Annotated in this window: 19 protein-coding genes and 1 pseudogene; 5 read left to right on the top strand and 15 right to left on the bottom strand. The window is 74.8% G+C overall.

Annotated elements, in window-relative coordinates:
* Nucleotides 1–42: 42 nt before the first annotated feature.
* Nucleotides 43–2,367 (bottom strand): transketolase-like TK C-terminal-containing protein, encoded by a 2,325-nt coding sequence (locus ACI796_RS03990; RefSeq protein ID WP_456939970.1) that lies wholly within the window; start codon nt 2,365–2,367, stop codon nt 43–45.
* Nucleotides 2,368–2,455: 88 nt separating this feature from the next.
* Here ACI796_RS03990 and ACI796_RS03985 point away from each other — a divergent pair, with 88 nt between their 5' ends.
* Complete coding sequence (locus ACI796_RS03985; protein WP_456939969.1) at nt 2,456–2,839, top strand: nuclear transport factor 2 family protein; 384 nt, start codon at nt 2,456–2,458, stop codon at nt 2,837–2,839.
* A gap of 69 nt (nt 2,840–2,908) precedes the next feature.
* On the opposite strand, the gene ACI796_RS03980 is transcribed toward ACI796_RS03985, so the two are convergent.
* The 4 genes and pseudogenes from ACI796_RS03980 to ACI796_RS03965 form a co-directional block, all read right to left on the bottom strand.
* A complete protein-coding gene (locus ACI796_RS03980; RefSeq protein WP_456939968.1) occupies nt 2,909–3,934 on the bottom strand; it encodes an NAD(P)-dependent alcohol dehydrogenase in 1,026 nt (341 codons plus the stop codon).
* Nucleotides 3,931–4,281: a hypothetical protein gene (locus tag ACI796_RS03975; protein ID WP_456939967.1), complete on the bottom strand. Its 351-nt coding sequence runs from the start codon at nt 4,279–4,281 to the stop codon at nt 3,931–3,933. The genes ACI796_RS03980 and ACI796_RS03975 overlap by 4 nt, the downstream gene beginning before the upstream one ends.
* 257 nt (nt 4,282–4,538) lie before the next feature.
* Nucleotides 4,539–4,724: pseudogene (locus tag ACI796_RS03970) on the bottom strand (iron-sulfur cluster assembly protein); the annotation flags it as partial.
* Nucleotides 4,721–5,770: an amidohydrolase family protein gene (locus tag ACI796_RS03965; RefSeq protein ID WP_456939966.1), complete on the bottom strand. Its 1,050-nt coding sequence runs from the start codon at nt 5,768–5,770 to the stop codon at nt 4,721–4,723. The gene ACI796_RS03965 and the pseudogene ACI796_RS03970, both read right to left, overlap by 4 nt.
* 172 nt (nt 5,771–5,942) lie before the next feature.
* Between ACI796_RS03965 and ACI796_RS03960 the strand changes: the two genes are divergently transcribed.
* Nucleotides 5,943–7,436, top strand: coding sequence for an AAA-type ATPase lid domain-containing protein (locus tag ACI796_RS03960; RefSeq protein ID WP_456939965.1), 1,494 nt, complete (start codon nt 5,943–5,945; stop codon nt 7,434–7,436).
* Nucleotides 7,437–7,451: 15 nt separating this feature from the next.
* Here ACI796_RS03960 and metH read toward each other — a convergent pair whose 3' ends face one another.
* Entirely contained in the window at nt 7,452–11,255 is a 3,804-nt protein-coding gene (metH, locus tag ACI796_RS03955; protein WP_456939964.1) for a methionine synthase, read from the bottom strand.
* A 160-nt stretch (nt 11,256–11,415) separates the two neighbouring features.
* Here metH and ACI796_RS03950 point away from each other — a divergent pair, with 160 nt between their 5' ends.
* Nucleotides 11,416–12,279 carry a PAC2 family protein gene (locus ACI796_RS03950; protein ID WP_456939963.1) on the top strand — a complete coding sequence of 288 codons (864 nt, stop codon included), beginning with the start codon at nt 11,416–11,418 and terminating at the stop codon, nt 12,277–12,279.
* Between the two features lie 237 nt (nt 12,280–12,516).
* Here ACI796_RS03950 and ACI796_RS03945 read toward each other — a convergent pair whose 3' ends face one another.
* The 5 genes from ACI796_RS03945 to ACI796_RS03925 all read right to left on the bottom strand — a co-directional run bounded on the left by ACI796_RS03945 (nt 12,517) and on the right by ACI796_RS03925 (nt 19,105).
* Nucleotides 12,517–13,548 (bottom strand): HD domain-containing protein, encoded by a 1,032-nt coding sequence (locus tag ACI796_RS03945; RefSeq protein WP_456939962.1) that lies wholly within the window; start codon nt 13,546–13,548, stop codon nt 12,517–12,519.
* On the bottom strand, nt 13,548–14,810 hold the full coding sequence (gene mshC, locus ACI796_RS03940) for a cysteine--1-D-myo-inosityl 2-amino-2-deoxy-alpha-D-glucopyranoside ligase (protein ID WP_456939961.1): 1,263 nt from the start codon (nt 14,808–14,810) through the stop codon (nt 13,548–13,550). Before mshC ends, ACI796_RS03945 begins: the two co-directional genes overlap by 1 nt.
* A 76-nt stretch (nt 14,811–14,886) precedes the next feature.
* Nucleotides 14,887–16,404, bottom strand: coding sequence for a glycerol kinase GlpK (gene glpK, locus ACI796_RS03935; RefSeq protein WP_456939960.1), 1,518 nt, complete (start codon nt 16,402–16,404; stop codon nt 14,887–14,889).
* An 88-nt stretch (nt 16,405–16,492) separates the two neighbouring features.
* The gene (locus ACI796_RS03930) at nt 16,493–17,218 is read right to left on the bottom strand and encodes an MIP/aquaporin family protein (RefSeq protein ID WP_456939959.1); all 726 of its coding nucleotides are present in this window, start codon (nt 17,216–17,218) and stop codon (nt 16,493–16,495) included.
* Between the two features lie 141 nt (nt 17,219–17,359).
* Complete coding sequence (locus ACI796_RS03925) at nt 17,360–19,105, bottom strand: glycerol-3-phosphate dehydrogenase/oxidase (RefSeq protein WP_456939958.1); 1,746 nt, start codon at nt 19,103–19,105, stop codon at nt 17,360–17,362.
* A 179-nt stretch (nt 19,106–19,284) separates the two neighbouring features.
* Between ACI796_RS03925 and ACI796_RS03920 the strand changes: the two genes are divergently transcribed.
* Together ACI796_RS03920 and ACI796_RS03915 are read left to right on the top strand one after the other, a co-directional pair.
* Nucleotides 19,285–20,268: a sugar-binding transcriptional regulator gene (locus ACI796_RS03920; protein ID WP_456939957.1), complete on the top strand. Its 984-nt coding sequence runs from the start codon at nt 19,285–19,287 to the stop codon at nt 20,266–20,268.
* A 41-nt stretch (nt 20,269–20,309) separates the two neighbouring features.
* Complete coding sequence (locus ACI796_RS03915) at nt 20,310–21,026, top strand: maleylpyruvate isomerase family mycothiol-dependent enzyme (protein WP_456939956.1); 717 nt, start codon at nt 20,310–20,312, stop codon at nt 21,024–21,026.
* A 171-nt stretch (nt 21,027–21,197) separates the two neighbouring features.
* On the opposite strand, the gene ACI796_RS03910 is transcribed toward ACI796_RS03915, so the two are convergent.
* From ACI796_RS03910 to ACI796_RS03895, 4 genes are read right to left on the bottom strand one after another with little or no spacing between them, the layout of a single operon-like run.
* Entirely contained in the window at nt 21,198–21,941 is a 744-nt protein-coding gene (locus ACI796_RS03910) for an SCO1664 family protein (protein WP_456939955.1), read from the bottom strand.
* Nucleotides 21,942–21,957: 16 nt separating this feature from the next.
* Nucleotides 21,958–22,509 (bottom strand): DUF3090 family protein, encoded by a 552-nt coding sequence (locus ACI796_RS03905; protein ID WP_456939954.1) that lies wholly within the window; start codon nt 22,507–22,509, stop codon nt 21,958–21,960.
* 35 nt (nt 22,510–22,544) lie between these two features.
* Nucleotides 22,545–23,231, bottom strand: coding sequence for a histidine phosphatase family protein (locus ACI796_RS03900; RefSeq protein WP_456939953.1), 687 nt, complete (start codon nt 23,229–23,231; stop codon nt 22,545–22,547).
* Nucleotides 23,232–23,249: 18 nt separating this feature from the next.
* Nucleotides 23,250–24,083, bottom strand: a complete 834-nt coding sequence (locus ACI796_RS03895; protein ID WP_456939952.1) for an undecaprenyl-diphosphate phosphatase — start codon at nt 24,081–24,083, stop codon at nt 23,250–23,252.
* Nucleotides 24,084–24,197 lie beyond the last annotated feature (114 nt).

Here is a 24,197-nt window from a genome sequence, read left to right as displayed (position 1 = left end):
GCCGCGAGCCTGCGAGTGGCGGGGGGCAGCGGGGTCCTTCGTCTAGTCGACGAGGTCGAGCGCCGCGCCGACCAGCGAGTCGACGTCGAGCCCGTGGTACCGGTACACGCCGTCGAGGTCGCCGCTCTGGCCGAACCGGGTGACGCCCAGGTGCGCCGCCGGCACCCCGCGGACCCCGGCGAGGAACGCCAGGGTGTGCGGGTGCCCGTCGAGCACGGTGACCAGCGGCGTGGCCCGGTCGGCGGGGAAGGCGCCGTCGAGCACCCACGGCGCGGCGTCGTCGAGGCCGCGGCGGGCCTGCACCGCCCGGAACAGCAGCCCGGGGCTGGTCACCACGACGACGTCGGCGGGGAACCCGAGCCCGTCCAGCCGCTCGGCGGCGGCCAGGGCCTCGGGGACGACGGCGCCCATCGCGGCCAGCGTCACCGCCGGGTGCGGCACCCGGCGCAGCGGGTACGCCCCGGCGACGACCTGCCGCCGGCGCCGCTCGCGGGCCGCGGCGTCGGCGGGCACCGCGGCCAGCGCCTGGTCGACCGGACGCGTGGACAGCCGCAGGTAGGCCGACTGCCCGCCCGGGCGGCCCATCTGGCCGAGCGCGGCGAGCAGGCACCACTCGGTGTCCAGGGCGAAGGCCGGCTCGTAGGTGAGGCAGCCGGGCTGCTCGAGGCCGATCGACGGCGTGGTGACCGACTGGTGCGCGCCGCCCTCGGGCGCCAGCGTCACCCCCGACGGCGTGCCGACCAGCAGCGACTGGCCGCCCGCGTAGATGGTGAACGACCACGGCTCCAGCGCCCGCTCGACGAACGGGTCGTAGAGCACGCCGATGGGCAGCAGCGGCTGGCCCCAGCGCGACCAGGTGGCGCCGAGCTCGCCGATGGCGCCGACCAGGTTGGTCTCGGCGATGCCGAGCTCCACGTGCTGCCCCGACGGCTTCTCCCGCCAGTGCAGGATCGTCTCGGCGTCGTCGGCGAACCAGTCGCGGCGGTCCTCGTGCGACCACACGCCGACCTTGTTCACCCAGCCGCCGAGGTTGGTCGAGCTGGACACGTCGGGGCTGACGGTGACCACCCGCCGGCCCACCTCCGGGGCGGCCCGGTTGAGGTCGAGCAGCGTGCGGCCCAGCGCCGCCTGCGTGGTGGCGGTGCCCGACGGGGTGCGGCCCAGGTCGGCCGGCACGGGAGGGGCGACGGCGTCGTCGACCGGCGGCCGGGCCAGCCGCCGCGCCGCGGCGGCGAGCAGCTCGGCGGGGCGGCCGCCGGCCGGGAACCCGGCCCACGGCCGCGCCGGGTCGACGCCGACGCGGGCGGCCAGCTCGTGCAGCTGGGCCTCGGTGAGCAGCGCGGAGTGGTTCTGGGGGTGCCCCTCGGTGGCCAGCCCGTAGCCCTTGAGCGTGTAGGCGATGACGACGGTGGGCCGGGTGTCGTCGATCTGCGCGAAGGCGGTCCGCAGCGCGGTGAGGTCGTGCCCGCCGAGGTTGCGCACGGCGGCGACCAGGTCGGCGTCGGGCACGCCGGCGATCAGCTCCCCGATCGCGGCCGCGCCGGGGCCGTCCCCGGGCAGCTCGCGGCGGACCTCCGCGGGCGTGCGGCGCAGCAGCCGCTGGTACTCGGCGTTGCTCATGCCGTCGATGCGGTCGCGCAGCGCAGGCCCGCCGGGCCGGGTGAACAGCTCCTCCAGCAGCGCCCCGTACTTGACGGTGAGCACCTGCCAGCCGGCCGCGGTGAACATGCCCTGCAGCCGGGTGGCGCCCATGGTCGGGACGACGCGGTCCAGCGACTGCCGATTGAGGTCGACGATCCAGTTCACCTCGCCGAGCTCGGCGACCATCGGGTCGAGCACGGCCTCCCAGACGGCGCCCTCGTCGAGCTCGGCGTCGCCGACCAGCGACCACTGCCGCCCGGTGCCGCCGGCGCCGAACTGGGTGTTGACGTAGCGGCGGGCCAGCGCGCCCCAGATCGGCGCGGTGGCCCCGATGCCGACCGAGCCGGTCGAGTAGTCCGCCGGCACGGGGTCCTTCAGCCGCGAGGGGTAGGACTGCAGCCCGCCGAACTCGCGCAGCGTGGTCAGCCACGAGGCGTCCAGCTGGCCGAGCAGGAACTCCAGCGCGTGCAGCACGGGGCTGGCGTGCGGCTTGACGCTCACCCGGTCGTCGGCGGCGAGCTGCTCCAGCCACAGCGCGGTCATGATCGTGACCATCGAGGCGCTGGACGCCTGGTGCCCGCCCACCTTGAGGCCGCTCGGGTTGGGGCGCACCCGGTTGGCGTGGTCGACGATCGCCGTCGCCAGCCACAGCACGCGCTGCTCGATCTCGCGCAGCGCGGCGTCGTCCGAGCCGGTGGCGGGGGGCCGCGGGGCGGCGAGCGTCATGGTCACTCCTGTCGGGTGGGCGGAGGACCAGCATCGCGCGTGCGCGCGGCTCCCCCGGAGAGAGGTCCGGTGTGCCACCGTGCGCCCCGTGACCGCCCCGGACCGCCCTGCCCTGCTGCACTCGCTCTACCGGGCCTTCACCGCCCGCGACGTCGACGCGGTGGTGGCCGCCATGGCGCCGGACGTGGACTGGCCCAACGGCTGGGAGGGCGGCCGGGTGCTCGGCCGGGACGGGGTGCGGGACTACTGGGAGCGGCAGTGGGCACGGATCCGCCCGCTGGTGCGGCCGACCGGCGTCGAGGAGCGCCCGGACGGCTCGGTCGCGGTCACCGTGGCGATGACCGTGCGCGACCCGGGCGGCACGGTGCTCGCGCGCGAGACGGTGCGCCACGTCTACCGGTTCACCGGCGACCTCGTGCAGCGGATGGACATCGAGCGGATGTACACGGAGCGGCAGGACACGGAGCGGTAGGACACGGAGCGGTAGGACGTCGGGTGGGGACGCGGCCCCCGGCCGGGGCGGGCCGGGGGCCGCGCCCGCTCACGGCACGAGGATCGCGCGTCCCCGTACCCGTCCGGCCGACAGGTCGTCGATCGCGGTCTGGTAGTCGTCGAGCGCGTACCGCTGCGTGTGCAGGGTGACCTTCTGCTGGGCGGCCAGCGCCATGAGCTCGACCAGGTCGTTGTAGCTGCCGACCAGGTTGCCCAGGATGTTGATCTCGCTGGAGATCAGGTCGATGGTCGGCACGTCGATGTTCTCGCCGTAGCCGACCACCAGGTAGTCGCCGGCCCGCCGGGTCATCGCCAGGCCCTCGGCGGTGGACCCGCCCTCGCCCACGAAGTCGATGACGACCTCCGCCCCGGCCACGCCGGTGAGCGACAGGACCTGCTCCACCTGGCCGCCGTCGGCGTGCACGGTGTGGTCGGCCCCGACCGACTGCGCCAGCTTGAGCGCCTCGGGGTTCCGGTCCACGACGATCAGCTCGGCGGGTGAGAGGGCGACCATGACCTGGATGCCGATGTGCCCCAGCCCCCCGGCGCCGATGATCACGCACCGGTCGCCGGGGCGCAGCCGCCGGGCCGCCTTGGCCGCGGCGTGGTAGGCGGTCAGGCCGGCGTCGGCGAGCGCGGCGACGTCGGCCGGCTCCAGCGACTCGTCGATCCTCACGCAGCTGCGCGCCGAGGTCTTGAGGTACTCGGCGTACCCGCCGTCGGTGTCGATGCCGGGGAACTGCGAGTTCTCGCAGTGCACGTCGTCCCCGGCGCGGCAGGCGCGGCACAGCCCGCAGGTGACCAGCGGGTGCAGGATCACCTTGTCCCCGACGGCCACGTTGGTCACCGCGTCCCCCACCGCGTCGACCCAGCCGGCGTTCTCGTGGCCGATCGTGTACGGCAGCGTGACCTGCGACTTCTCCGCCCACTGCCCCTCGAGGATGTGGATGTCGGTCCGGCACACCCCGGCCCCGCCGATCCGCACGACCACGTCGTGCGGGCCGGTCACCTCGGGCTTCGGGACGTCGTCCATCTGCAGCGGCTCGTGGTAGCCGACGACGCGGACGGCCTTCATGGCAGCACCTCCAGGGGGATGAGCGGACGCTCGTCGGGACGGGGGGTCTGGTCGGCCTCGGAGCCGGGGTAGCGGGTGGTGAGCAGGCCGCGGCAGAAGTGCGCGTTGCCGTCGACGGAGATCCGCACCGAGCGGGCCCGGCGCAGCACCGTCGGCGCGTCTTCGGGGCCCGGGCGGGTGCCGTCCTCGCGCAGCAGCACCGGGGCGGCGTCGTCGACGGGCAGGCCGAGGGCCGCGCGCCGGCGGCGCAGGGCGGCCGCGGCGTCGGCCGGGAGGTCGCCGAGGGTGACCCCCGTGACGTCGGCCGCCGGGTCGCTGCGGAGCAGGGCGGCGAGCGCCCGCTCCATCGCGGCGGTGTGCGCCTTGCGGGTGAACGTCGCCCGCAGCCCGTCCAGCGACTCCTCCGCCTCGTGCCCGAAGGTGCCGCGGTAGCCGAGCCCGGCGGCCAGCCCCCGGTTGATGAGGTCGGAGTCGTGGGGGGGGGGGGGGGGGGGGGGCGGGGGCGGGGCCCCCCGCCCCCCCCCCCCCCCCCCCCCCCCCCGCGCGCCACCCCGGGGACGGCGCTGACGGCGTCGTGGGCGTCGGAGACCATCAGCCAGGCGAAGTTCGGGGCGCAGAACGACGTCGGCAGCCGCAGGTGCACCTCGGCGGTCCCGCCGTCCGGGGAGTCGTGGACGGCCACCGAGCGGACGAACCCGAGGTCGGTGATCGGCTCGTCCAGCTCGGGGTCGACGACGGTGCCGAGCGCCGCGCGGACCTCGGCGACGAGGTCGGGCAGGACGGCGGTCACCGGGCACCCGCGAGGTCGGCCGCGGCCGGCTCGCGCGGGCCGGTCTGGGTCTCGTCGGCCTCGGGCAGCCGCAGGTGCTCGGGCACCGGCAGGTCGTAGAGGCGGGCGGCGTTGAGGCCGAGCACCTTCTTCTTCTGCTCGACGGTGATCGGCGCGTACTCCGGGCTCATGTCCTCGGGGACCTGGAAGTCCACGAACTGCTCGACCAGCCACTTCGGCGTCCAGAGCGCGTAGTCGCTGGAGAACAGGATCCGGTCCTCGCCGAGCCAGTAGAGGAGCTCGCCCATGATCTGCGCGAAGTAGCGCGGGCGGGTGTGGATGAACGGCATCGCCACGGCCAGCCCGGCGACCACGTTGGGCTCCTGGGTGGCGATCCAGCAGAAGTCCTCGAGCCGCGGCAGGCCGCAGTGCTCCACCACGAACGTCAGGTCGGTGAAGTCGGTGGCCACGTGGTCGACGTCGGCGACGTCGAAGGCGTCCCGGTCCAGCGGCCGGATGGTCGGGCCCTTGTGGATGTGGATGTTGGTGATGCCGAGCTCCCGGGACAGCTCCAGGTAGCGGCGGGCCATCGGGTCGGTGAGCTTCCAGCCGCGGGACTCGCCGTGCCAGTCGGCGGTGTAGAGCTTCACGCCCTTGAGGTGCATCCGGTCGGCGGCGGCGCGCAGCGCGTCCAGGCCCGCCTCGCCGTCGCGGGGGTCCCAGTAGTGGTTGTAGGTGAGCTTGTCCGGGTGGGCCTGCGCGAGGGCGAACGCCTCCTCGGTCTGGCCGAACCCGCGGTGGTAGAACTCCGCCAGCCGGGCCGGCTGGAAGACCGCGTGGTCGACGATGCCGTCGACGAACACGTCCCGCATCAGCCGCTCGCCGCCCTGGTACAGGTACTCCTCGTAGCCCCAGGTCTCGGACTCCGGGCTGAGGTTGCGGTGGTAGTCGTAGAAGCAGTCGATGAACTGCTTGCCGTGCACGTTGCGCTGGTTCTCCGGGCGCGCGTCCCACAGCGCGATGTGCGCGTCCACCACGTAGTACTGCTCGCCGTCCCTGGTGTACATCCGTCGGCCTCCGTCGGCTCCGGTCGTGAGCTGGGTCACGTTCTCGCCGCCGACGCTAGGGCGGGACGCGGCCACCGCGAACGGTCCCGGTGTCTCACTCTGAGACGCCGCAGCCGCCGCCGGGACGGGTACCTTCCCGTGACACGGGACACAGGCGTCCTGCCGTCCGGAGGTGACCGTGGACGAGCTGGTCGGTCCCCCGGAGCCGCTGCCCGACCCCGCACTGGCCGCCCGGGGCAGCGCCCCGCGGGTGCGCGCGTCGTGGCGGCGCAGCCAGGGCTACGGCGTGCCGCCCGACGAGGTCGTGCCGGTGTTCACCGGGACGCCGGACACCGGGTCGCTGCTCTACGAGTGCGCGCACCGGGTGCTCACCGACCTGCAGACCACGATCGCCGACGAGCCGGTGAGCCTCATGGTCGCCGACCCCGCCGGGTTCGTGCTGGCCCGCCTCGGCGACGACACCTCGATCCAGCGCGCGCTGGACCGGGTGCACCTGGCGCCGGGCTTCTCCTACGCCGAGCGCAACGCCGGCACCAACGGCCTGGGACTGTCCCTGGCCGACCGGGCGCCGTCGCTGGTGCGGGCCGGCGACCACTGGGTCAGCGACCTGCGCGGCTACACCTGCGCCGCCGCGCCGGTGCTCGCACCGGTCACCGGCGAGCTGGCCGGCAGCATCAACCTGACCACCTGGTCGGACTCCTCCTCCGACCTGCTGCTGGGCCTGGCGCAGACGGCGGCCAGCGCCACCAGCGCCCTCATGGCGGTCCGCTCGGGCGGCCGGCTGCTGCGCCCGGCGCCGCGCGGCGAGGTGTTCCGGGTGGTCGGCGGGTCACTCGCCCCCGACGACGGCGACCCGTGCGTCTCCGCCTCCTGGCGGGCGGCGGTCGACCGGGCGGGGGTCGCGGTCTCCTCGGGCCGGCTGGCGGTCGTCGTCGGCGAGGCGGGCGCGGGCAAGGCGACGGCGGCCGCGCTGGCCCGGCGGCGACTGCCCGGCCGGCAGCGGCTGCTGCACGCCCGGGCGCCGGAGGCCGGGGACGTCGCCCCGTGGCTGGAGCTGTGGACCCCCGAGCTGCGCGACGCCGACACGTGCGTGATCGTCTCCGGGCTGCACCGGCTGCCGGCCTGGGCCGCCGGGGAGCTGGCGCAGGTGCTGGCCGCGGTCCGCCGCGCCGGGCGCCCGCAGCCGGCGGTGCTCACCGCACCGGAGTACGCGGCGCTGCCCGAGCCGATCGCCCGGCTGGCCGACGCCGTCGTCGAGGTGCCGCCGCTGCGCGACCGGGTCGACGACGTGCTGCCGCTGGCGGCCTGGACCGCGCGGCAGGAGCGGCACCGGGACGTGTCGTTCACCCCGCGCGCGGCCCGGGCGCTGGCCGCCTGCGGCTGGCCGGGCAACGTCGCGCAGCTGCGCCGGGTGGTGCGGGAGGCGGCGGCCCGCACCGACGTCGTCGACGTGCACCACCTCGCACCGGAGGTGCTCGACGGCGGCGCCCGCCCGCTGTCCCGGCTGGAGCGGCTCGAGCGCGACGAGATCGTGCGGTGCCTGACCGAGCCGGGCACCACGATGACCCGCGTCGCCGAGGAGCTCGGCATCGGCCGGGCGACCCTCTACCGCAAGATCGCCCACTACAGGATCACCGTCCCGGACCGTGCCCCCGGGAGCCATTAGCGCGACGAAGGCGCTCTAGTCCTCGTCGGTGCGGTAGCCCAGGTTGGGGGCGAGCCAGCGCTCGGCCTCGGCGAGCGTCCAGCCCTTGCGGCGGGCGTAGTCCTCGACCTGGTCGCGGCCGATCCGGCCCAGGTTGAAGTACCGCGCCTCCGGGTGCGAGAAGTACAGCCCGCTGACCGCGGCGCCGGGCCACATGGCCATCGACTCGGTCAGCTGCAGCCCGATCGAGGCCTCGACGTCGAGCAGGTCCCAGATCGTCTGCTTCTCGGTGTGCTCGGGGCAGGCCGGGTAGCCGGGCGCGGGGCGGATGCCGCGGTAGCGCTCGGCGATCAGGGCGTCGTTGTCCAGCCGCTCGTCGGCGGCGTAGCCCCAGAACTCCCGGCGCACCCGCTCGTGCAGCCGCTCGGCGAACGCCTCGGCCAGCCGGTCGGCCAGCGCCTCCAGCAGGATCGCCGAGTAGTCGTCGTGGGCGGCCTTGAACGCCGCGACCCGCTCGGCCGACCCGAGCCCGGCGGTGACGGCGAAGGCGCCGACGTGGTCGCGCAGCCCGGTCTCCCTCGGCGCGACGAAGTCCGCGAGCGACTTGCGCGAGGCGCCGTCGCGGCCCTCGGTCTGCTGCCGGAGCTGGTGCAGCACGGCGCGCACCTGGGTGCGGGACTCGTCGGTGTAGACCTCGATGTCCTCCCCGCCGACCCGGGCCGCGGGGAACAGCCCGAGGACGCCGTTCGCGGTGAGCCAGCGCTCGGCGACGATCCGGTCGAGCATCTGCTGCGCGTCGGCGTACAGCCGCCGCGCCGCCTCGCCGGTGGCCGGGTTGTGCAGCAGGTCGGGGAACCGGCCGCGCATCTCCCAGGCGGTGAAGAACGGCTGCCAGTCGACGTACCCGCGCAGCTCCTCCAGCGGGTAGTCGCGCAGCACGCGGGTGTACCCCACCTCGGCGTCGCCGTGCGCGTGGTCGCAGGCCGGCCCGGTGCACACGTCGCGGGCCTGCTGCAGCAGCATCCGCGGCCGCGGCGGGGTGTAGGCCGACCAGTCCAGCGCCGGCGCGGCGGCGCGGGCGGCGGCCAGCGGCAGCAGCGTGCGGGTGTCGGTGCGCGCGGCGTGCCGCTCGCGCAGGGTCTCGTACTCGGTCTCGGTGGCCGCCAGCAGGCCGGGGCGCTGCTCGTCGGACAGCAGCGCCGCGACGACGGGCACCGACCGGGACGCGTCCTTCACCCAGATGACCGGGCCGTGGTAGCGCGGCGCGACCTTGACCGCGGTGTGCGCCCGCGACGTCGTCGCCCCGCCGATGAGCAGCGGCACCTCGAAGCCCTGCCGCTCCATCTCGCCGGCCAGGTTCACCATCTCGTCCAGCGACGGGGTGATCAGCCCGGACAGGCCGATGACGTCGGCGCCGACCTCCTTGGCGGTGTCGAGCACCTTCTGCGCCGGCACCATGACGCCGAGGTCGACGACGTCGTAGTTGTTGCACTGCAGCACGACGCCGACGATGTTCTTGCCGATGTCGTGGACGTCGCCCTTCACCGTCGCCATGACCACGGTGCCGTTGCTGCGGTCGGCGTCGCCGGGCTGCTTCTCCGCCTCGATGAAGGGCACGAGGTGGGCCACGGCCTTCTTCATGACCCGCGCGGACTTCACCACCTGCGGCAGGAACATCTTCCCGGCGCCGAACAGGTCGCCGACGACGTTCATCCCGCCCATCAGCGGGCCCTCGATGACCTCGATCGGCCGGCCGCCGCGCGCGGCGATCTCCAGCCGCAGCTCCTCGGTGTCGGCCTCGACGAAGTCGTCGATGCCCTTCACCAGCGCGTGGGTGATCCGCTCCTCGACCGGCAGCGCCCGCCACTCCTCGGCGGCGGCCTCCTCGGCGGCCCCGGAGGCGGCGTACTCGCCGGCGATCTCCAGCAGCCGTTCGGTGGCGTCGGGCCGGCGGGCCAGGACGACGTCCTCGATGCGCTCGCGCAGCCGCTCGGGGACCTCCTCGTACACCTCGAGCGCGCCGGCGTTGACGATGCCCATGTCCATGCCGGCGCCGACGGCGTGGAAGAGGAAGACGGCGTGGATGGCCTCGCGGACGCGGTTGTTGCCGCGGAAGGAGAACGAGACGTTGGAGACGCCGCCGGACACCAGCGCGCCCGGCAGGTTCTCCTTGATCCAGCGGGTGGCCTCGATGAAGTCCAGGCCGTAGCGGGCGTGCTCCTCGATGCCGGTGGCGACGGCGAAGACGTTGGGGTCGAAGATCACGTCCTCGGCGGGGAAGCCGACCCGGTCCACCAGGATGTCGTAGGCGCGGCGGCAGATCTGCTGCCGGCGCTCGAGGGTGTCGGCCTGCCCGTCCTCGTCGAAGGCCATGACGACGACGGCCGCGCCGTACTTCCGGCACAGCCGCGCCTGCTCGACGAACTCCGCCTCGCCGTTCTTCAGCGAGATCGAGTTGACGATCGACTTGCCCTGCAGCTGCTGGAGGCCGGCCTCGATGACCTCCCACTTGGAGGAGTCGACCATCACCGGCACGCGGCAGATGTCGGGCTCGGCGGCGATCAGGCGGGTGAAGCGGGTCATCGCCGCGACGCCGTCGATCATGCCCTCGTCCATGTTGACGTCGATGACCTGCGCGCCGGCCTCGACCTGCTGCCGGGCGACGGCCAGCGCCGTCGGGTAGTCGCCGTCGCGGATCAGCCGGCGGAAGCGGGCCGAGCCGGTGATGTTGGTGCGCTCGCCGACGTTGACGAACAGCGAGTCGGCGTCGACCGTCAGCGGCTCCAGCCCCGACAGCCGCAGCGCCGGGCGGACGGCCGGCGGCGTGCGCGGCGGCAGCCCGTCGACGGCCGCGCCGACCGCCGCGATGTGCTCGGGCGTGGTGCCGCAGCAGCCGCCGACGACGTTGACGAAGCCGTCCTCGGCGAAGCCGTGCAACACGCCGGCGGTGTCGGCGGGCGCCTCGTCGTACTCGCCGAACGCGTTGGGCAGCCCGGCGTTGGGATAGCAGGAGACGAACGCGTCGGCGACCCGCGCCAGCTCGGCCACGTAGGGCCGCATCTCCTCGGCGCCCAGCGCGCAGTTGAGCCCGACCACCAGCGGCCGCACGTGGCGCACCGAGTGCCAGAACGCCTCGGTCGTCTGGCCCGACAGCGTCCGGCCGGAGGCGTCGGTGATCGTGCCGGAGATCATCACCGGCCAGCGGCGGCCCCGCTGCTCGAACAGTGTCTCCAGCGCGACGATCGCGGCCTTGGCGTTGAGCGTGTCGAAGATCGTCTCGACCAGCAGCAGGTCCGCGCCGCCGTCGACCAGGCCGCCGGCCTGCTCGAGGTAGGCCTCGACCAGCTCCGGGAAGGTGACGTTGCGGGCGCCGGGGTCGTTGACGTCGGGCGAGATGGACGCCGTCCGGGTGGTGGGGCCGATCGCGCCGGCGACGTACCGGGGCTTCCCGGGGGTGCGTGCGGTGGCCGCGTCGGCCTCCCGGCGGGCCAGCCGGGCCGCCGCGACGTTGATCTCCCGCGACAGCTCCGCCATGCCGTAGTCGGCCAGCGAGACGGCGTTGGCGTTGAAGGTGTTGGTCTCGACCAGGTCGGCGCCGGCGTCGAGGTACTCGCGGTGGATGCCCGCGACCAGCTCCGGCTGGGTGAGCACGAGCAGGTCGTTGTTGCCCTGGACGTCGACCGGCCAGTCGGCGAAGCGCTCCCCGCGGTAGCCGGCCTCGCTCGGGCGGTCCCGCTGGATCGCCGTCCCCATCGCGCCGTCGAGCACGAGGATCCGCTGCTCCAGCAGGGCGGTGAGCTCCGCCGTCGCGTCGGGCCGGAGGTCGGGGGCGTCGGTCACGGGCATCCTCGGGGTGCGTTCGGAACGGTGCCGGGAACTCCTGTGCAAGCGTGCCCGACACCGGAGCCGGGTGGTCCGAGGAGCAACCCGGGACGTCCGGGACATCTTCCCATCCCGCTCCACCCGGGTCAGGCGGCCCGACCGACGTAGGCTCGCAGGGGTGATCGACCCGAAGTCCGCTCCCGAGGACCTGCCCCAGCTGGACCGGCCGGTGGCGGTGGTCGCCTTCGAGGGCTGGAACGACGCCGGGGACGCCGCGACCGGGGCGCTCGAGCACCTGGAGCTCATCTGGGACGCGACGCCCCTGGCGGCGCTCGACCCCGAGGACTACTACGACTTCCAGGTCAACCGGCCCACCGTCTCGCTCGTCGGCGGGGTGAGCCGGCGCGTCGAGTGGCCGACGACGCGCGTCTCGGTGGCCCGCCCGCCGGGCAGCGACCGCGACGTCGTCCTGATCCGCGGGATCGAGCCCAACATGCGCTGGCGCGGGTTCTGCGCCGAGCTGATCGAGCTGTGCGAGGAGCTCGGCGTCCAGACGGTGGTGGCGCTGGGTGCCCTGCTCGCCGACACCCCGCACACCCGGCCCACCCCGGTCACCGGCTCGGCCTACGACCAGGAGTCCGCGCGCGCCTACGGCCTGGAGACCTCCCGCTACGAGGGGCCGACCGGCATCCTCGGCGTCTTCCAGGACGCGTGCGTGCAGGCCGGCCTGCCGGCGGTGAGCTTCTGGGCGGCGGTCCCCCACTACGTCTCCCAGCCGCCCTCGCCGCGGGCGACCGTCGCGCTGCTGCAGCGGGTCGAGGAGGTGCTGGAGCTGGCCGTGCCGCTCGGCGCGCTCCCCCAGCAGGCCGACGAGTGGGTGAAGACCGTCGACGAGATGGCCCAGGAGGACGCCGAGGTCGTGGAGTACGTGCGCTCGCTCGAGGAGCGCGCCACCGAGACCGACCTGTCCCAGGCCGACGGCGACCAGATCGCCCGCGAGTTCGAGCGCTACCTCCGCCGCCGCGGCTCCTCCCCCAACTGAGCGGGCCGCCTCTCCCCGTCGAGATCACGTGATCTCGCACGTCCCGGACCCGTCCGTTGGGCGAGATCACGTGATCTCGCACGTCCCGGGCCCGTCCGCTGGGTGAGATCACGTGATCTCGCCGCCTCACCCACCGGCTCTCCCCGCGGCCGAGACCGTGGCGGAGTTGGGGCCGCGGAGTTGGGGATAACGGTCGACGGGCGCTCAGGCGGGCGCCGACGACCGCGACCGGCACGATCACTCCCGGCGCAGCAGCGGGGCCATGCGGGCCGCGGCGTCGTCGCCGAACAGGCGGTCGTGGGTGGCCAGCGCGTACCGGTCGGTCATCCCCGAGACGTAGTCGACGACCTGGGTGACGACGTCGGCCTCGGTGTCCCGGTAGGACGCCGGGATGAGGCCGGGCGCGGCGAGGTGGTGGTCGACCAGCCGCCGGATGACGTCGACCGCCAGCTGCTTCTGCCCCGCGGCGGTCTCGGACAGGTAGACCCGCCGGAACATGAACGTCCGCAGCTCGTCCATCGCGGCCAGCGGCCCGTCGGCCATGACCACCGCGCCGCCGTCGGCCAGGGACCCGGCGACGACGGCGTCGACCATCGCGCCCACCATCGCGCTGCCGGGCTCGCCGAACAGCTCGCAGGCGCGGGCCGGCAGGTCGGGCACGCGGAGCACCCCGGCGCGGACGGCGTCGAGCGCGTCGTGGGAGAGGTAGGCGATCCGGTCGGCGTACCGCACGCACTCCCCCTCGCGGGTGGCCGGCGGCGGGCTGATCTTCCAGCTGTGCGCGCGGATGCCGTCACGCACCTCCCAGGTGAGGTTCAGGTGCTCGAGCACCTCGACGATCCGCACCCCCTGCGCCGCGTGGTGCCACCCGCCGGGGACGTAGGGGTCGAACGCGTCCTCGCCGATGTGGCCGAACGGCGAGTGGCCGACGTCGTGGCCCAGCGCGATCGCCTCGGCGAGGGTCTCGTTGAGCCCCAGCGCGCGGGCGATGGCGCGGGCGACCTGGGTGACCTGCAGCGTGTGGGTGAGCCGGGTGACGAAGTGGTCGCCGTCGGGGTTGAGGAAGACCTGCGTCTTGTGCTTGAGCCGGCGGAAGGCCTTGGCGTGCAGGATGCGGTCCCGGTCGCGCTCGAAGGCGGTGCGCAGCGGGTCCTCGGGCTCGTCGACGGCGCGGCCGCGGGTGGCCGCCGAGCGGGCGGCGGCCGGGGCGAGGTCCTGCTCCGCCCGCTCGCGCGCGGCGCGGTCGGTGAAGCAGAACCCCGGGGGCATCAGGCCTCCCGCAGGGCGGTGTCGAGCTCGACGCCGAGCAGCGCGTCGACGGCGTCGGCGACGATCGCCGGGGCGCCGTCCTCGGCCTCCCCGTCCCCGGCCAGGGTCGCCTGCGCCCAGGCGTCGACGGCGGCGATCGCGCCGGGGCTGTCGAGGTCGTCGGCCAGCCGGTCGCGCAGCGCGGCCAGCACCGGCGCGGCCGGGGCGCCGGCGTCGCGGGCGGTGGCCTGCCGCCAGGTGGCCAGCCGCGCCTCGGCGGTGGCCAGCAGGTCCGGCGTCCAGGCGCGGTCGGTGCGGTAGTGACCCGACAGCAGCGCCAGCCGGATCGCCATCGGGTCGACGCCCTCGCCGCGCAGCTTGGAGACGAACACCAGGTTGCCCCGGCTCTTGCTCATCTTCTCGCCGTCCAGGCCGATCATCGCCGCGTGCACGTAGGCCCGGGCGAAGGGCTTGGTCCCGGTGAGCGCCTCGGCGTGGACGGCGGAGTACTCGTGGTGCGGGAAGACCAGGTCGCTGCCGCCGCCCTGCACGTCGAAGCCCATGCCGATGGTGTCCAGCGCGATCGCGGCGCACTCGACGTGCCAGCCGGGCCGGCCCGCGATGCCGCGCGGGCCGGGCCAGGACGGCTCGCCCTCGCGGGCGCCGCGCCACAGCAGCGGGTCGAGCCGGTTGCGCTTGCCCGGGCGGTCGGGGTCACCGCCGCGCTCGGCCGACAGCGCGAGCATGGTGGCCTCGTCGTACCCGGACTCCTCGCCGAAGCCCGGCGCCTGCGCGACGTCGTGGTAGACGTCGCCGGTGCCGTCGTCGAGGACGTAGGCCAGGCCCGCGTCGAGCAGCGTCTCCACGTGGGCGACGATCATCGGGATCGCCCCGACGGCGCCGACGTAGTCCTCCGGCGGCAGCACCCGCAGCGCGGTCATGTCCTCACGGAACAGCGCGGTCTCGCGCATGCCGAGGACGACCCAGTCCTCGCCGTCGCGCTCGGCGCGCTCGAGCAGCGGGTCGTCGATGTCGGTCACGTTCTGCACGTAGTGGACCGCGTGGCCGGCGTCCCGCCACACCCGGTTGACCAGGTCGAAGGCCAGGTAGGTGGCGGCGTGGCCGAGGTGGGTGGCGTCGTAGGGGGTGATCCCGCAGACGTACATCCGCGCCACGGCGCCGGGCTCGGTGTCCACGACCTGCCCGCGCGCGGTGTCGTAGAGCCGCAGGACCGGACCGGAGCCCGGGAGGGTCGGCAGGAGCGGGGCGGGCCAGCTGAGCACGTCGTCGAGCCTAGTTGCGCTCCCGGCGCGCCCGCGGGACCGGCTGCCTGCTGGTCGCCGGCTACCGGTCGCCCGGCTACTGGTCGTCGTCGTCGACCCACTCGAGGGTCCGGCTCACCGCCTTCTGCCACTTGCGGTAGTACCGGTCGCGGGTGGCCTGGTCCATGTCCGGGCTCCACCGCTTGTCCTCGGCCCACTGGCTGGTGAGCTCCTCCTCGTCGGCCCAGAAGCCGACCGCGAGGCCGGCGGCGTAGGCCGCGCCCAGCGCCGTCGTCTCGGCGATCTTCGGGCGGACGACGTCGACGCCGAGGATGTCCGCCTGGAACTGCATGAGCAGCTCGTTGACCACCATGCCGCCGTCGACCCGCAGCTCGGTGAGGGCGACCCCCGAGTCGGCGTTCATGGCGTCGACGACCTCGCGGGTCTGGTAGGCCGTGGCCTCCAGCACCGCCCGGGCCAGGTGGCCGCGGTTGACGTAGCGGGTGAGCCCGACCAGCGCGCCGCGGGCGTCGGAGCGCCAGTGCGGGGCGAACAGGCCGGAGAACGCCGGCACGAAGTAGGCGCCGCCGTTGTCGTCCACCGACCGGGCCACCGCCTCGATCTCCCCGGCGCCGCCGATCAGCCGCAGGTTGTCCCGCACCCACTGCACCAGCGAGCCGGTGACGGCGATCGAGCCCTCCAGCGCGTACACCGGCTTGCGGCCGCCGATCTGGTAGCAGACCGTCGTCAGCAGGCCGTTGCGCGACGACACCGCCTCCTCGCCGGTGTTGAGCAGCAGGAAGTTGCCGGTGCCGTAGGTGTTCTTGGCCATGCCCTTCTGGAAGCAGACCTGGCCGAAGGTGGCCGCCTGCTGGTCGCCCAGCGAGCCGGCGATCTTCACGCCGGCCAGGGCGCCGGCCTTGCGGCCCTCGCCGTAGACCTCGGAGTTGGACCGGATCTCCGGCAGCATCGACACCGGGATGCGCATGTCCGCGGCGATCGACTCGTCCCACGCCAGGGTGCTGTAGTCCATGAGCATGGTGCGCGAGGCGTTGCTGACGTCGGTGATGTGCAGGCCGCCGTCGGTCCCGCCGGTCATCTGCCACAGCAGCCAGCTGTCGATCGTGCCCATGAGCAGGTCGCCGCGCTCGGCGCGCTCGCGGGCGCCCTCGACGTTGTCGAGGATCCAGGTCACCTTCGGCCCGGCGAAATAGGTGGCCAGCGGCAGGCCGACCTTCTCCTTGTACCGGTCCGCTCCCCCGCCGAGCTCGCCGAGCTCGGTGACGATGCGGTCGGTGCGGGTGTCCTGCCAGACGATCGCGTTGTACACCGGCTCGCCGGTGTTCTTGTCCCACACGACGGTGGTCTCGCGCTGGTTGGTGATGCCGACGGCGGCGAGGTCGGAGCCGACCAGGTCGGCGCGGGCCAGCGCCTGCCCGACCACCTCGCGGACGTTGCTCCAGATCTCCACCGGGTCGTGCTCGACCCAGCCGGCGCGCGGGAAGATCTGCGCGTGCTCCTTCTGCGCCACGGCGACGACGGCGCCGTCGTGGTCGAAGACCATGCAGCGGGTGCTGGTGGTGCCCTGGTCGATGGCGGCGATGTAGCTGCTCACGGTTCCTCCGGGTGCGACGTTGCAGGGGGACGGTGCAGGGGACGGGTGCGGACGGTCGGGACGGGTGGCCGGCGGGACGGCCGGGCCGTCAGAAGCCCTGGGCGAGCAGGCCGGCCAGGGCACCGCCGACGAGCGGGCCGACGACGGGGACCCACGCGTAGCCCCAGTCGCTGCCGCCCTTCTTCGGGATGGGCAGCACCGCGTGCGCGATCCGGGGGCCGAGGTCGCGGGCCGGGTTGATCGCGTAGCCGGTGGGCCCACCGAGCGAGTTGCCGATCCCGATGACCAGCAGGGCGACGGCGATCGGGCCGATCTCGCTCGGCGTGTTCCCGAACCTCAGGATGATGTACACGAGCACGAAGGTGCCGATGGCCTCGGTGACCGTGTTCCACGGCAGGCTGCGGATCGCCGGGCCCGTGGAGAAGGTCGCCAGGATCTCCCCGGGCTCGTCGTGCCGGGCGTAGTGCTTCTGGTAGGCGAGCCAGGCGACGACGGCGCCGAGGAACGCGCCGACGAACTCCCCGGCGAAGTAGACCAGGGTGCTGCCGAACGTGACGTCCACGCCGGGGGCGTACTCGTCGGCCCCGGAGGCCCACAGCCCGACGGTGACCGCCGGGTTGAGGTGGGCACCGCTGCGGTAGGCCGCGTAGACGCCGGCGAAGACGCCCAGGCCCCAGCCGAAGTTGATGAGCAGCCAGCCGCCGCCGTGGCCCTTGGAGTCGGTGAGCAGGACGTTGGCGACGACGCCGACGCCGAAGAGCAGCAGGACCGCGGTGCCGAGCACCTCGGAGAAGAAGACGGAGGTCAGTGACACGCTGAGACACCTCTCTGTGTCCGGATGTGCCGTGATGGGGGCCCGCCCGGTCCGGGCGGGACGTGCCGTGCCCTGCGTCCACCTCCTCTCCGGGAGCGGCGGTCGGGTCGGGCCGGCGGGACGCCCCGCCGGCCCGCGGTCTCAGGAGGCCCCGGCGAAGGGCCGGATGTCCGGCGCCCGCAGGCGCGCCCGCTCGGCGGAGGTGTCGTCGGGCATCGCCTCGGCGGCGCGCTCGGCCTCCACCCGCGCCAGGTAGGTGCTGATCTCCCGCTCCCGCTGGGCGTCGTCCCAGCCGAGCAGGGGCGCCATGAGGTCGGCCGCGGCCCGCGCGGAGGCGGTGCCCCGGTCGGCCTGCTCGTAGGACAGCCGGGTGCGGCGGGTGAGCACGTCCTCCAGGTGCAGGGCGCCCTCGGCGGTGACCGCGTAGACGACCTCGGCCGGCAGGTAGTCCGGCGCGCCCTCCAGCGGGCGGCCCATCTCCGGGTCGGCGTCGACCAGGGCGAGCACCTCGTCGACCAGGCTGCCGTAGCGGTCGAGCAGGTGCTCCACGCGCTTCTCGGTCCAGCCGTGCGCGGCGGCCAGGTGCGCCTTGCGGTTCCAGCGCACGCGGTAGCCGTCGGCGCCGGCCAGGGGCAGCTCCTCGGTGAGCGAGGACGGGATCGGCGCGTCGGGGTCCTCGCCGGGTGCCCGGTCGGCCAGGGCCATGTCGACGACGTCGCGGGCCATGACGCGGTAGGTCGTGTACTTGCCGCCGGCGATCATCGTCAGGCCGGGCCGGACGGTGGCGGCGGTGTGCTCGCGCGAGACCCGCGTCGTCCCCCCGGCCTCCTCCCCGACCGGCTGCAGCAGCGGGCGCAGGCCGGTGTAGACGCCCAGGACGTCCTCGCGGGTGAGCGGGCGGGCGAGCACCGCGTTGGCGTGGTCGAGCAGGTAGTCGACGTCGGCGGCCGAGGCGACCGGGTGGTCCTTGGCCAGGTCCCACGGGGTGTCGGTGGTGCCGATCACCCAGTGCGTCGGCCACGGGATGATGAACAGAACGCTCTTCTCGGTGCGCAGGATGAACCCGTCCTCGCCGGCGATCGCCTCGCGCGGCACGGCGATGTGCACGCCCTTGGAGGCGCGCACGGTCAGGCCCTGGGCGCGGAAGAGCTCCTCCGTCTCGTCGGTCCACACGCCGGTGGCGCCGACGACGTGGCGGGCGCGGACGGTGAGCTCGCGGCCGGTCTCGAGGTCCACGGCGCGCACGCCCGCGACCCGGCCGTCCTCCTCGAGGTAGCCGGTGACCTGGGTGCGGCTGGCGGCCAGCGCGCCGTGCCCGACGGCGGTGCGCACGAGCACCTGCACGAGGCGGGCGTCGTCCACCTTGGCGTCCCAGTAGCGGATGGCGCCGACGGCCACGTCGTCCTTCAGCGAGGGCGCGGCCCGCCGCAACCCCTTCTTCGACAGGTGCCGGTGCAGCGGCACGCCGTGGCCGTCGCGGCGGCCGAGCAGGCCGCCGAGGGTGTCGTAGAGCGCGATGCCCGCGCCGATGTAGGCGCGCTCCCACACGCGGTGCCGGATCGGGTAGAGGAACGGCACCGGGTGGACCAGGTGCGGGGCGAGCCGGCCGACGAGCAGGCCGCGCTCGTGCAGCGCCTCGCGGACCAGCGCGAAGTCGAGCATCTCCAGGTACCGCAGGCCGCCGTGCACCAGCTTGCTGGCCCGGCTCGAGGTGCCCGAGGCCCAGTCGCGCTGCTCGAGCAGGCCGACCGTCAGGCCGCGGCTGGCCGCGTCGAGCGCGGCCCCGGCCCCGGTGACCCCGCCGCCGATGACCAGGACGTCCAGCACGTCCCGGGACATGCGGTCGAGGGCGGAGGTGCGGACCTCGGGCGAGAGGGCTGTGGACACCGGGCACTCCTGAGGTGGTGCGGGGGTGGTGCGGGGCGCCGGCGGGGTGCCGGCACCCGAGGACGAGGGTCAACCTGCACCTGTTGGGCTCGCAGGGCAACCACCTGCACCTCCGTGCACGACCGGCCTAGCGTGGACGCCGACCGCGGGGTGTCGCCCGCGTCGGGAGGGAGGGCGGCGTGGCGTCCGAGGACGACCTCGAGCGGGTGGCCCGTCGGTACTGGCTGGACCGCGTCCGGATGGAGGACATCGCCGCCGAGGAGGGGGTCTCGCGGTCCACCGTGTCCCGCATGCTGGACGCCGCCCGGGCGCTCGGCATCGTCACCGTCGCGGTCAGCGCCGTGCACGGACGTGCAGCCTCGATGGCGGGCGAGCTCGGCGCCCGGTTCGGCGTCACGGCCCGGGTGGTCACGGTGCCCGAGGACGCCCCCGACGTCGCCCGGCTGCAGCTGGTGGCCGACCGGACGGCGGCGGTCCTCGACGAGGCGATGGGCGACGGGATGACCCTCGGGCTGGCGTGGGGCACCACCACCAGCGCCGTCGGCCAGCACCTGCGGGCCCGGCCGCTGCGGGACGCGCACGTCGTCCAGCTCAACGGCGCGATGAACACCCACAGCAGCGGCGTCGGCTACGGCAGCGACGTCCTCGGCCGGTTCGGCACCGCCTGGGACGCGCAGGTGCACCACTTCCCCGTGCCGGCGTTCTTCGACCGGTCCGAGACCCGCCAGGCGATGTGGCGCGAGCGCAGCGTGCGCCGGGTGCTGGCGATCCAGCAGTCCGCCGACGTCGCGCTGTTCGGGGTCGGCGCGATGGCCGGCCCGGTGCCGAGCCGGGTCTGGGCCGAGGGCTACCTCGGCCCCGCCGACCGCGCCGACCTCGCCGCCGCCTCCGTGGTGGGCGACGTGTGCACCGTCTTCCTGCGCGGCGACGGGACCTGGGAGGGCATCCCGATCAACACGCGCACCAGCGGCCTGGTCCCGCCGGCGCTGCGCCGCATCCCGCGGCGGGTGTGCGCGGTCGCCGGCGTCAGCAAGGTCACCGCGCTGGCCGCGGCGCTGGCCGGCGGGCTGGTCACCGACCTGGTGCTGGACCAGCGCACCGCCGCGGCGCTGCTGCTGCGCCGGGCCGCGCCCCGCCCGGTGCCGGCCCTGTGGGCCCGCTGACCGGCTAGCGTCGGGGCCCGTCCCCGCGCGAGGAGGCCGCGATGGAGCTGTCGGGCTACCTGCCGGTGCTGCGGCGCACCGACGCCCGGTTCGCCGACGCCGCCGCCGAGGCCGTGCTGGCCGGCGGCTGGACCGCCCCGGTACCGGGGTGCCCCGGCTGGACGCTGGCCGACCTGGTGTGGCACCTCGGCGAGGTCCAGCACTTCTGGGCGTGGGTGGTGCGCACCCGCGCCGCCGACCCCGGCGGGTACGTGCAGCCGCACCGCCGTCCCGACGACGAGCTGCTGGGCTGGGCGTCCGGGCAGTCCGCGGAGCTGGAGGCCGCGCTGGCCGGCGCCGACCCCGCCGAGCGGGTGTGGACCTGGGCGCCCCGGCAGGACGTCGCCTTCGTGCTGCGCCGCCAGGTGCAGGAGGCCGTCGTCCACACCGTCGACGTCGAGCAGGTGCTCGGCGACGTGCGGCCCATCCCCACCGACGTCGGCCTCGACGGCCTCGACGAGTGGCTGGAGGTGATGGTGCCCGGCGCGCTGCCCGACGGCCCGCCCGAGGGCGCGCACCCGGTGGTGCTGCACGCCATCGACGCCGGCGTCGAGCGGACGCTGTTCGCCGGCACCCGGCCACAGCCGGTGGCCACGCTGCGCGGCACCGCCGGTGACCTGCTGCTGGCGTGCTGGCGGCGGGTGCCGCTGGAGGTGCTCACCGTCGACGGCGACGGCCTCCAGGCGGCCGCGATGATCGCCGCGGTCGACCTGACCTGACCCGGTCCGGGCCCACCCGACGGCCCGCCGGCGCGTGAGCGTGTGCGCCGACGCGGGGTTCCGGCGTCCCGGGTGCGGCGTCAGCGCACACCGTCGAACGCCCACGGCCCGTTCCGGCACCCGAGTGGGCCGCCGGCGTACGACGGTGCCCGGGTCGGGCGCCGCGACCGGTCAGAAGGGAGGCCAGGGCAGGGCGGGCCAGTCCCCCGACGGCTCGGGGTGCAGCTGGGTGCGCAGGAGCTCGGCCACCCGCTGCTGCGTGCAGCGGACCTCGCGCCGGGTCAGGTGCTCGTGCAGCGCCGCGCCGAGGTCCCCGCGCAGGTCGTCGGCCAGCCGCTCGAGCACCGCCAGCGCCTCCAGCGGCAGCGGCCGGCCCGCCCAGCGCCACAGCAGGGTGCGCAGCTTCGGGTCGGTGGAGAAACAGATGCCGTGGTCGACGCCGTACACGTGGCCCGACGTCGTCGGGATGATGTGCCCGCCCTTGCGGTCGGCGTTGTTCACCACGGCGTCGAACACCGCCATGCGGCGCAGCCCCGGGTGGTCGGAGCGGACGAACGCGGCCAGGTCGACGTCGGGGTCGCCGTCGATCCACAGCTGCACCATGCCGGGGCCGAACGGGCCCTCGCGCAGCACGGTGGGCGGGACGACGTCCCAGCCGGTGGCCTCGCTGACCAGCGCCGCCGACACCTCGCGCCCGGCGAGGGTGCCGTCGGGGAAGTCCCACAGCGGCCGCTCGCCGGCGACCGGCTTGTAGACGCACTCGGCCTCGAGCGTGCCGGTGCGGACGGTGCCGAACAGCGTCACGTTGCTCGCGTCGAGCATGCGGCCCTCGACGTCGATCTCGCCCTCGCGCAGCAGGGCGCGCGCCTCGGCGGCGGTGGCCGGGGCGCGGAGGTCCTCCGCGGGCTCGCTCATCGCCGTCGTCCGGGGATCAGCGGCGGTAGCCGTTCTGCCGGGGGCAGACGTGCCCGGTCGGGTCCAGCGGCAGCGAGCACAGCGGGCAGGAGGGCCGGCCGGCGGCGACGACGCGGCGGGCGCGGGCCACGAACGAGCGGGCGGCGCCGGGGGTGATGGTCACCCGCAGCGCGTCGGGGCCCTCCTCGGCGTCGGACAGGATGGCCTCCTCGTCGACCGGCTCGTCGGTGGCGGCCACGGCCTCGACGACGACGGCCTGCGCCTCGCCGTCCCAGGCCAAGCCCATGGCGGCGACGCGGAACTCCTCGTCGACGGGCGCGGTGAGCGGCTCGAGGTCGTCGACGTCGGCGGTCGGCGGGACGGCGGTGCCGGGGCGGGTGGAGATCTCGTCGAGCAGCTCGTCCATGCGCTCGGCGAGGACCTGCACCTGCGACTTCTCCAGCGCGACGCTGACCACGCGCCCCTCGGCGTCGGACGCCTGCAGGTAGAAGGTGCGGTCCCCGGGCTGGCCCACCGTCCCGGCGACGAACCGGGACGGGCGGTCGAAGCGGAAGACCTGGCGAGGCACGCGCCCAGGTTACGCGGGGAGGCGGACGGTTGCGTTCAGGTCGCGGCCGCCCCGGCCCCGCCGCCCACCACGGCGTCGGAGTCGGCCTTCCGCTCCTTCGGGAGGAGTGCCGCGACGTCGCCGCCGGTGTCGTTCACCCGGACGACGAACGGCCGGGTCTCGGTGTAGGTGACCACCGAGATCGACGCCGGGTCGACGACGATCCGCTGGAAGGCGTCCAGGTGCAGGCCGAGGGCGTCGGCGAGGACGGCCTTGATGACGTCGCCGTGGCTGCACGCCAGCCACACCGCGTCGGGCCCCAGCCGCGCGTTCCACTCGCGGACGGCGGCCACCGCGCGCGCCTGGGTCTGCGCCAGCCCCTCCCCCTCCGGGCCGGGGAACACCGCGGCGGAGGGGTGCTGCTGCACGACCTTCCACAGCGGGTCCTCGACCAGCTCCTCGAGCTTCCGGCCGGTCCAGTCGCCGTAGCGGGCCTCGCCGAGCCGGTCGTCGGCCTGCAGCTCCAGGTCGCGGTCGGCGAGGACCGCCTCGGCGGTCTGCCGGCAGCGCTCCAGCGGGCTGCTGACCACCGCGGCCAGCGGCACCGGCGCCAGCCGCCGGCCCACCGCGGCCGCCTGCTCCTGCCCGGTCTCGTCGAGCCGCACGCCCGGGGTCCAGCCGGCCAGCACGCCGCCGGCGTTCGCCGTCGTCCGGCCGTGCCGCAGGAGGATGACGGTGGTCACGACGCCCGAGCCTAGGCGTCAGCGCGGGGCCAGCACCCCGACGCCGACCAGCGCGAGCAGCGCCAGGCCGAGCACCACGCGGTAGACGACGAACGGCGTGAACGTGCCGCGGTCGAGGTAGCGCAGCAGCCAGGCGATCACCGACAGGCCGACGCCGAAGGCGATGACCGTGGCCAGCAGGGTCGGCCCCCAGGAGACGGTCTCCCCCGCGACGTCGCCGGTGAGCGCCTCGTAGACCTGGAAGAAGCCCGACCCGAGCACCGCCGGGATGGCCAGCAGGAACGAGTACCGGGCGGCGGCCGCGCGGGTGTAGCCGAGGAACAGGCCCATGGTGATCGTGCCGCCGGAGCGGGACACGCCCGGCACCAGCGCCATCGCCTGGGCCAGGCCGAACAGCAGCCCGTCCCGGACGGTGAGCTGCCGCAGCTCCCGCCGCTTGCGGCCGACCCGGTCGGCCCAGTACAGGACCAGCGAGAACGCGACCAGCGAGATGGCGACGATCCGCAGGTCCCGGAACGTCGTCTCGATGTCGTCCTGGAACAGCAGGCCGAGGACGACGATCGGGATGCTGCCGACGATGATCAGCCAGCCCATCCGGGCGTCGGGGTCCGACCGCTTCGACCGGTCGCGCAGCGCCCGCAGCCAGGCGACGACGATCCGCGCGATGTCCTTGCGGAAGTAGAGGAGCACCGCGGCCTCGGTGCCGATCTGCGTGATCGCGGTGAACGCCGCGCCCGGGTCACCCCAGCCCGCGGCCTCCCCGACGACGCGCAGGTGCGCGCTGGAGGAGATCGGCAGGAACTCGGTCAGCCCCTGCACCAGCCCCAGGACGACCGCCTCGAACCACCCCACCGGCGCTCAGCCCCGGGTTCCGGGGGTCGGGCGGGACGCGGTGCGCGGGTTCCGTCGGAGCACGGGAGGACAGCCTAGGTCGGGTCGCCGGGGCCGGCCCGCCACCACGCGGGT

This window comes from Geodermatophilus sp. SYSU D00525, from assembly GCF_054050475.1.
The sequence above is the reverse complement of the archived record's forward strand: the minus strand, read 5'-3'. Positions and strand labels throughout refer to the sequence as shown.

Excerpts from the sequence above, each read along its gene's own strand:
- ACI796_RS03990 (WP_456939970.1), bottom strand. The coding sequence starts at position 2,367 with ATGACGCTCGCCGCCCCGCGGCCCCCCGCCACCGGCTCGGACGACGCC.
- ACI796_RS03980 (WP_456939968.1), bottom strand. The coding sequence starts at position 3,934 with ATGAAGGCCGTCCGCGTCGTCGGCTACCACGAGCCGCTGCAGATGGAC.
- ACI796_RS03975 (WP_456939967.1), bottom strand. The coding sequence starts at position 4,281 with ATGGAGCGGGCGCTCGCCGCCCTGCTCCGCAGCGACCCGGCGGCCGAC.
- ACI796_RS03965 (WP_456939966.1), bottom strand. The coding sequence starts at position 5,770 with ATGTACACCAGGGACGGCGAGCAGTACTACGTGGTGGACGCGCACATC.
- ACI796_RS03945 (WP_456939962.1), bottom strand. The coding sequence starts at position 13,548 with ATGCCCCCGGGGTTCTGCTTCACCGACCGCGCCGCGCGCGAGCGGGCG.
- ACI796_RS03915 (WP_456939956.1), top strand. The coding sequence starts at position 20,310 with ATGGAGCTGTCGGGCTACCTGCCGGTGCTGCGGCGCACCGACGCCCGG.
- ACI796_RS03910 (WP_456939955.1), bottom strand. The coding sequence starts at position 21,941 with ATGAGCGAGCCCGCGGAGGACCTCCGCGCCCCGGCCACCGCCGCCGAG.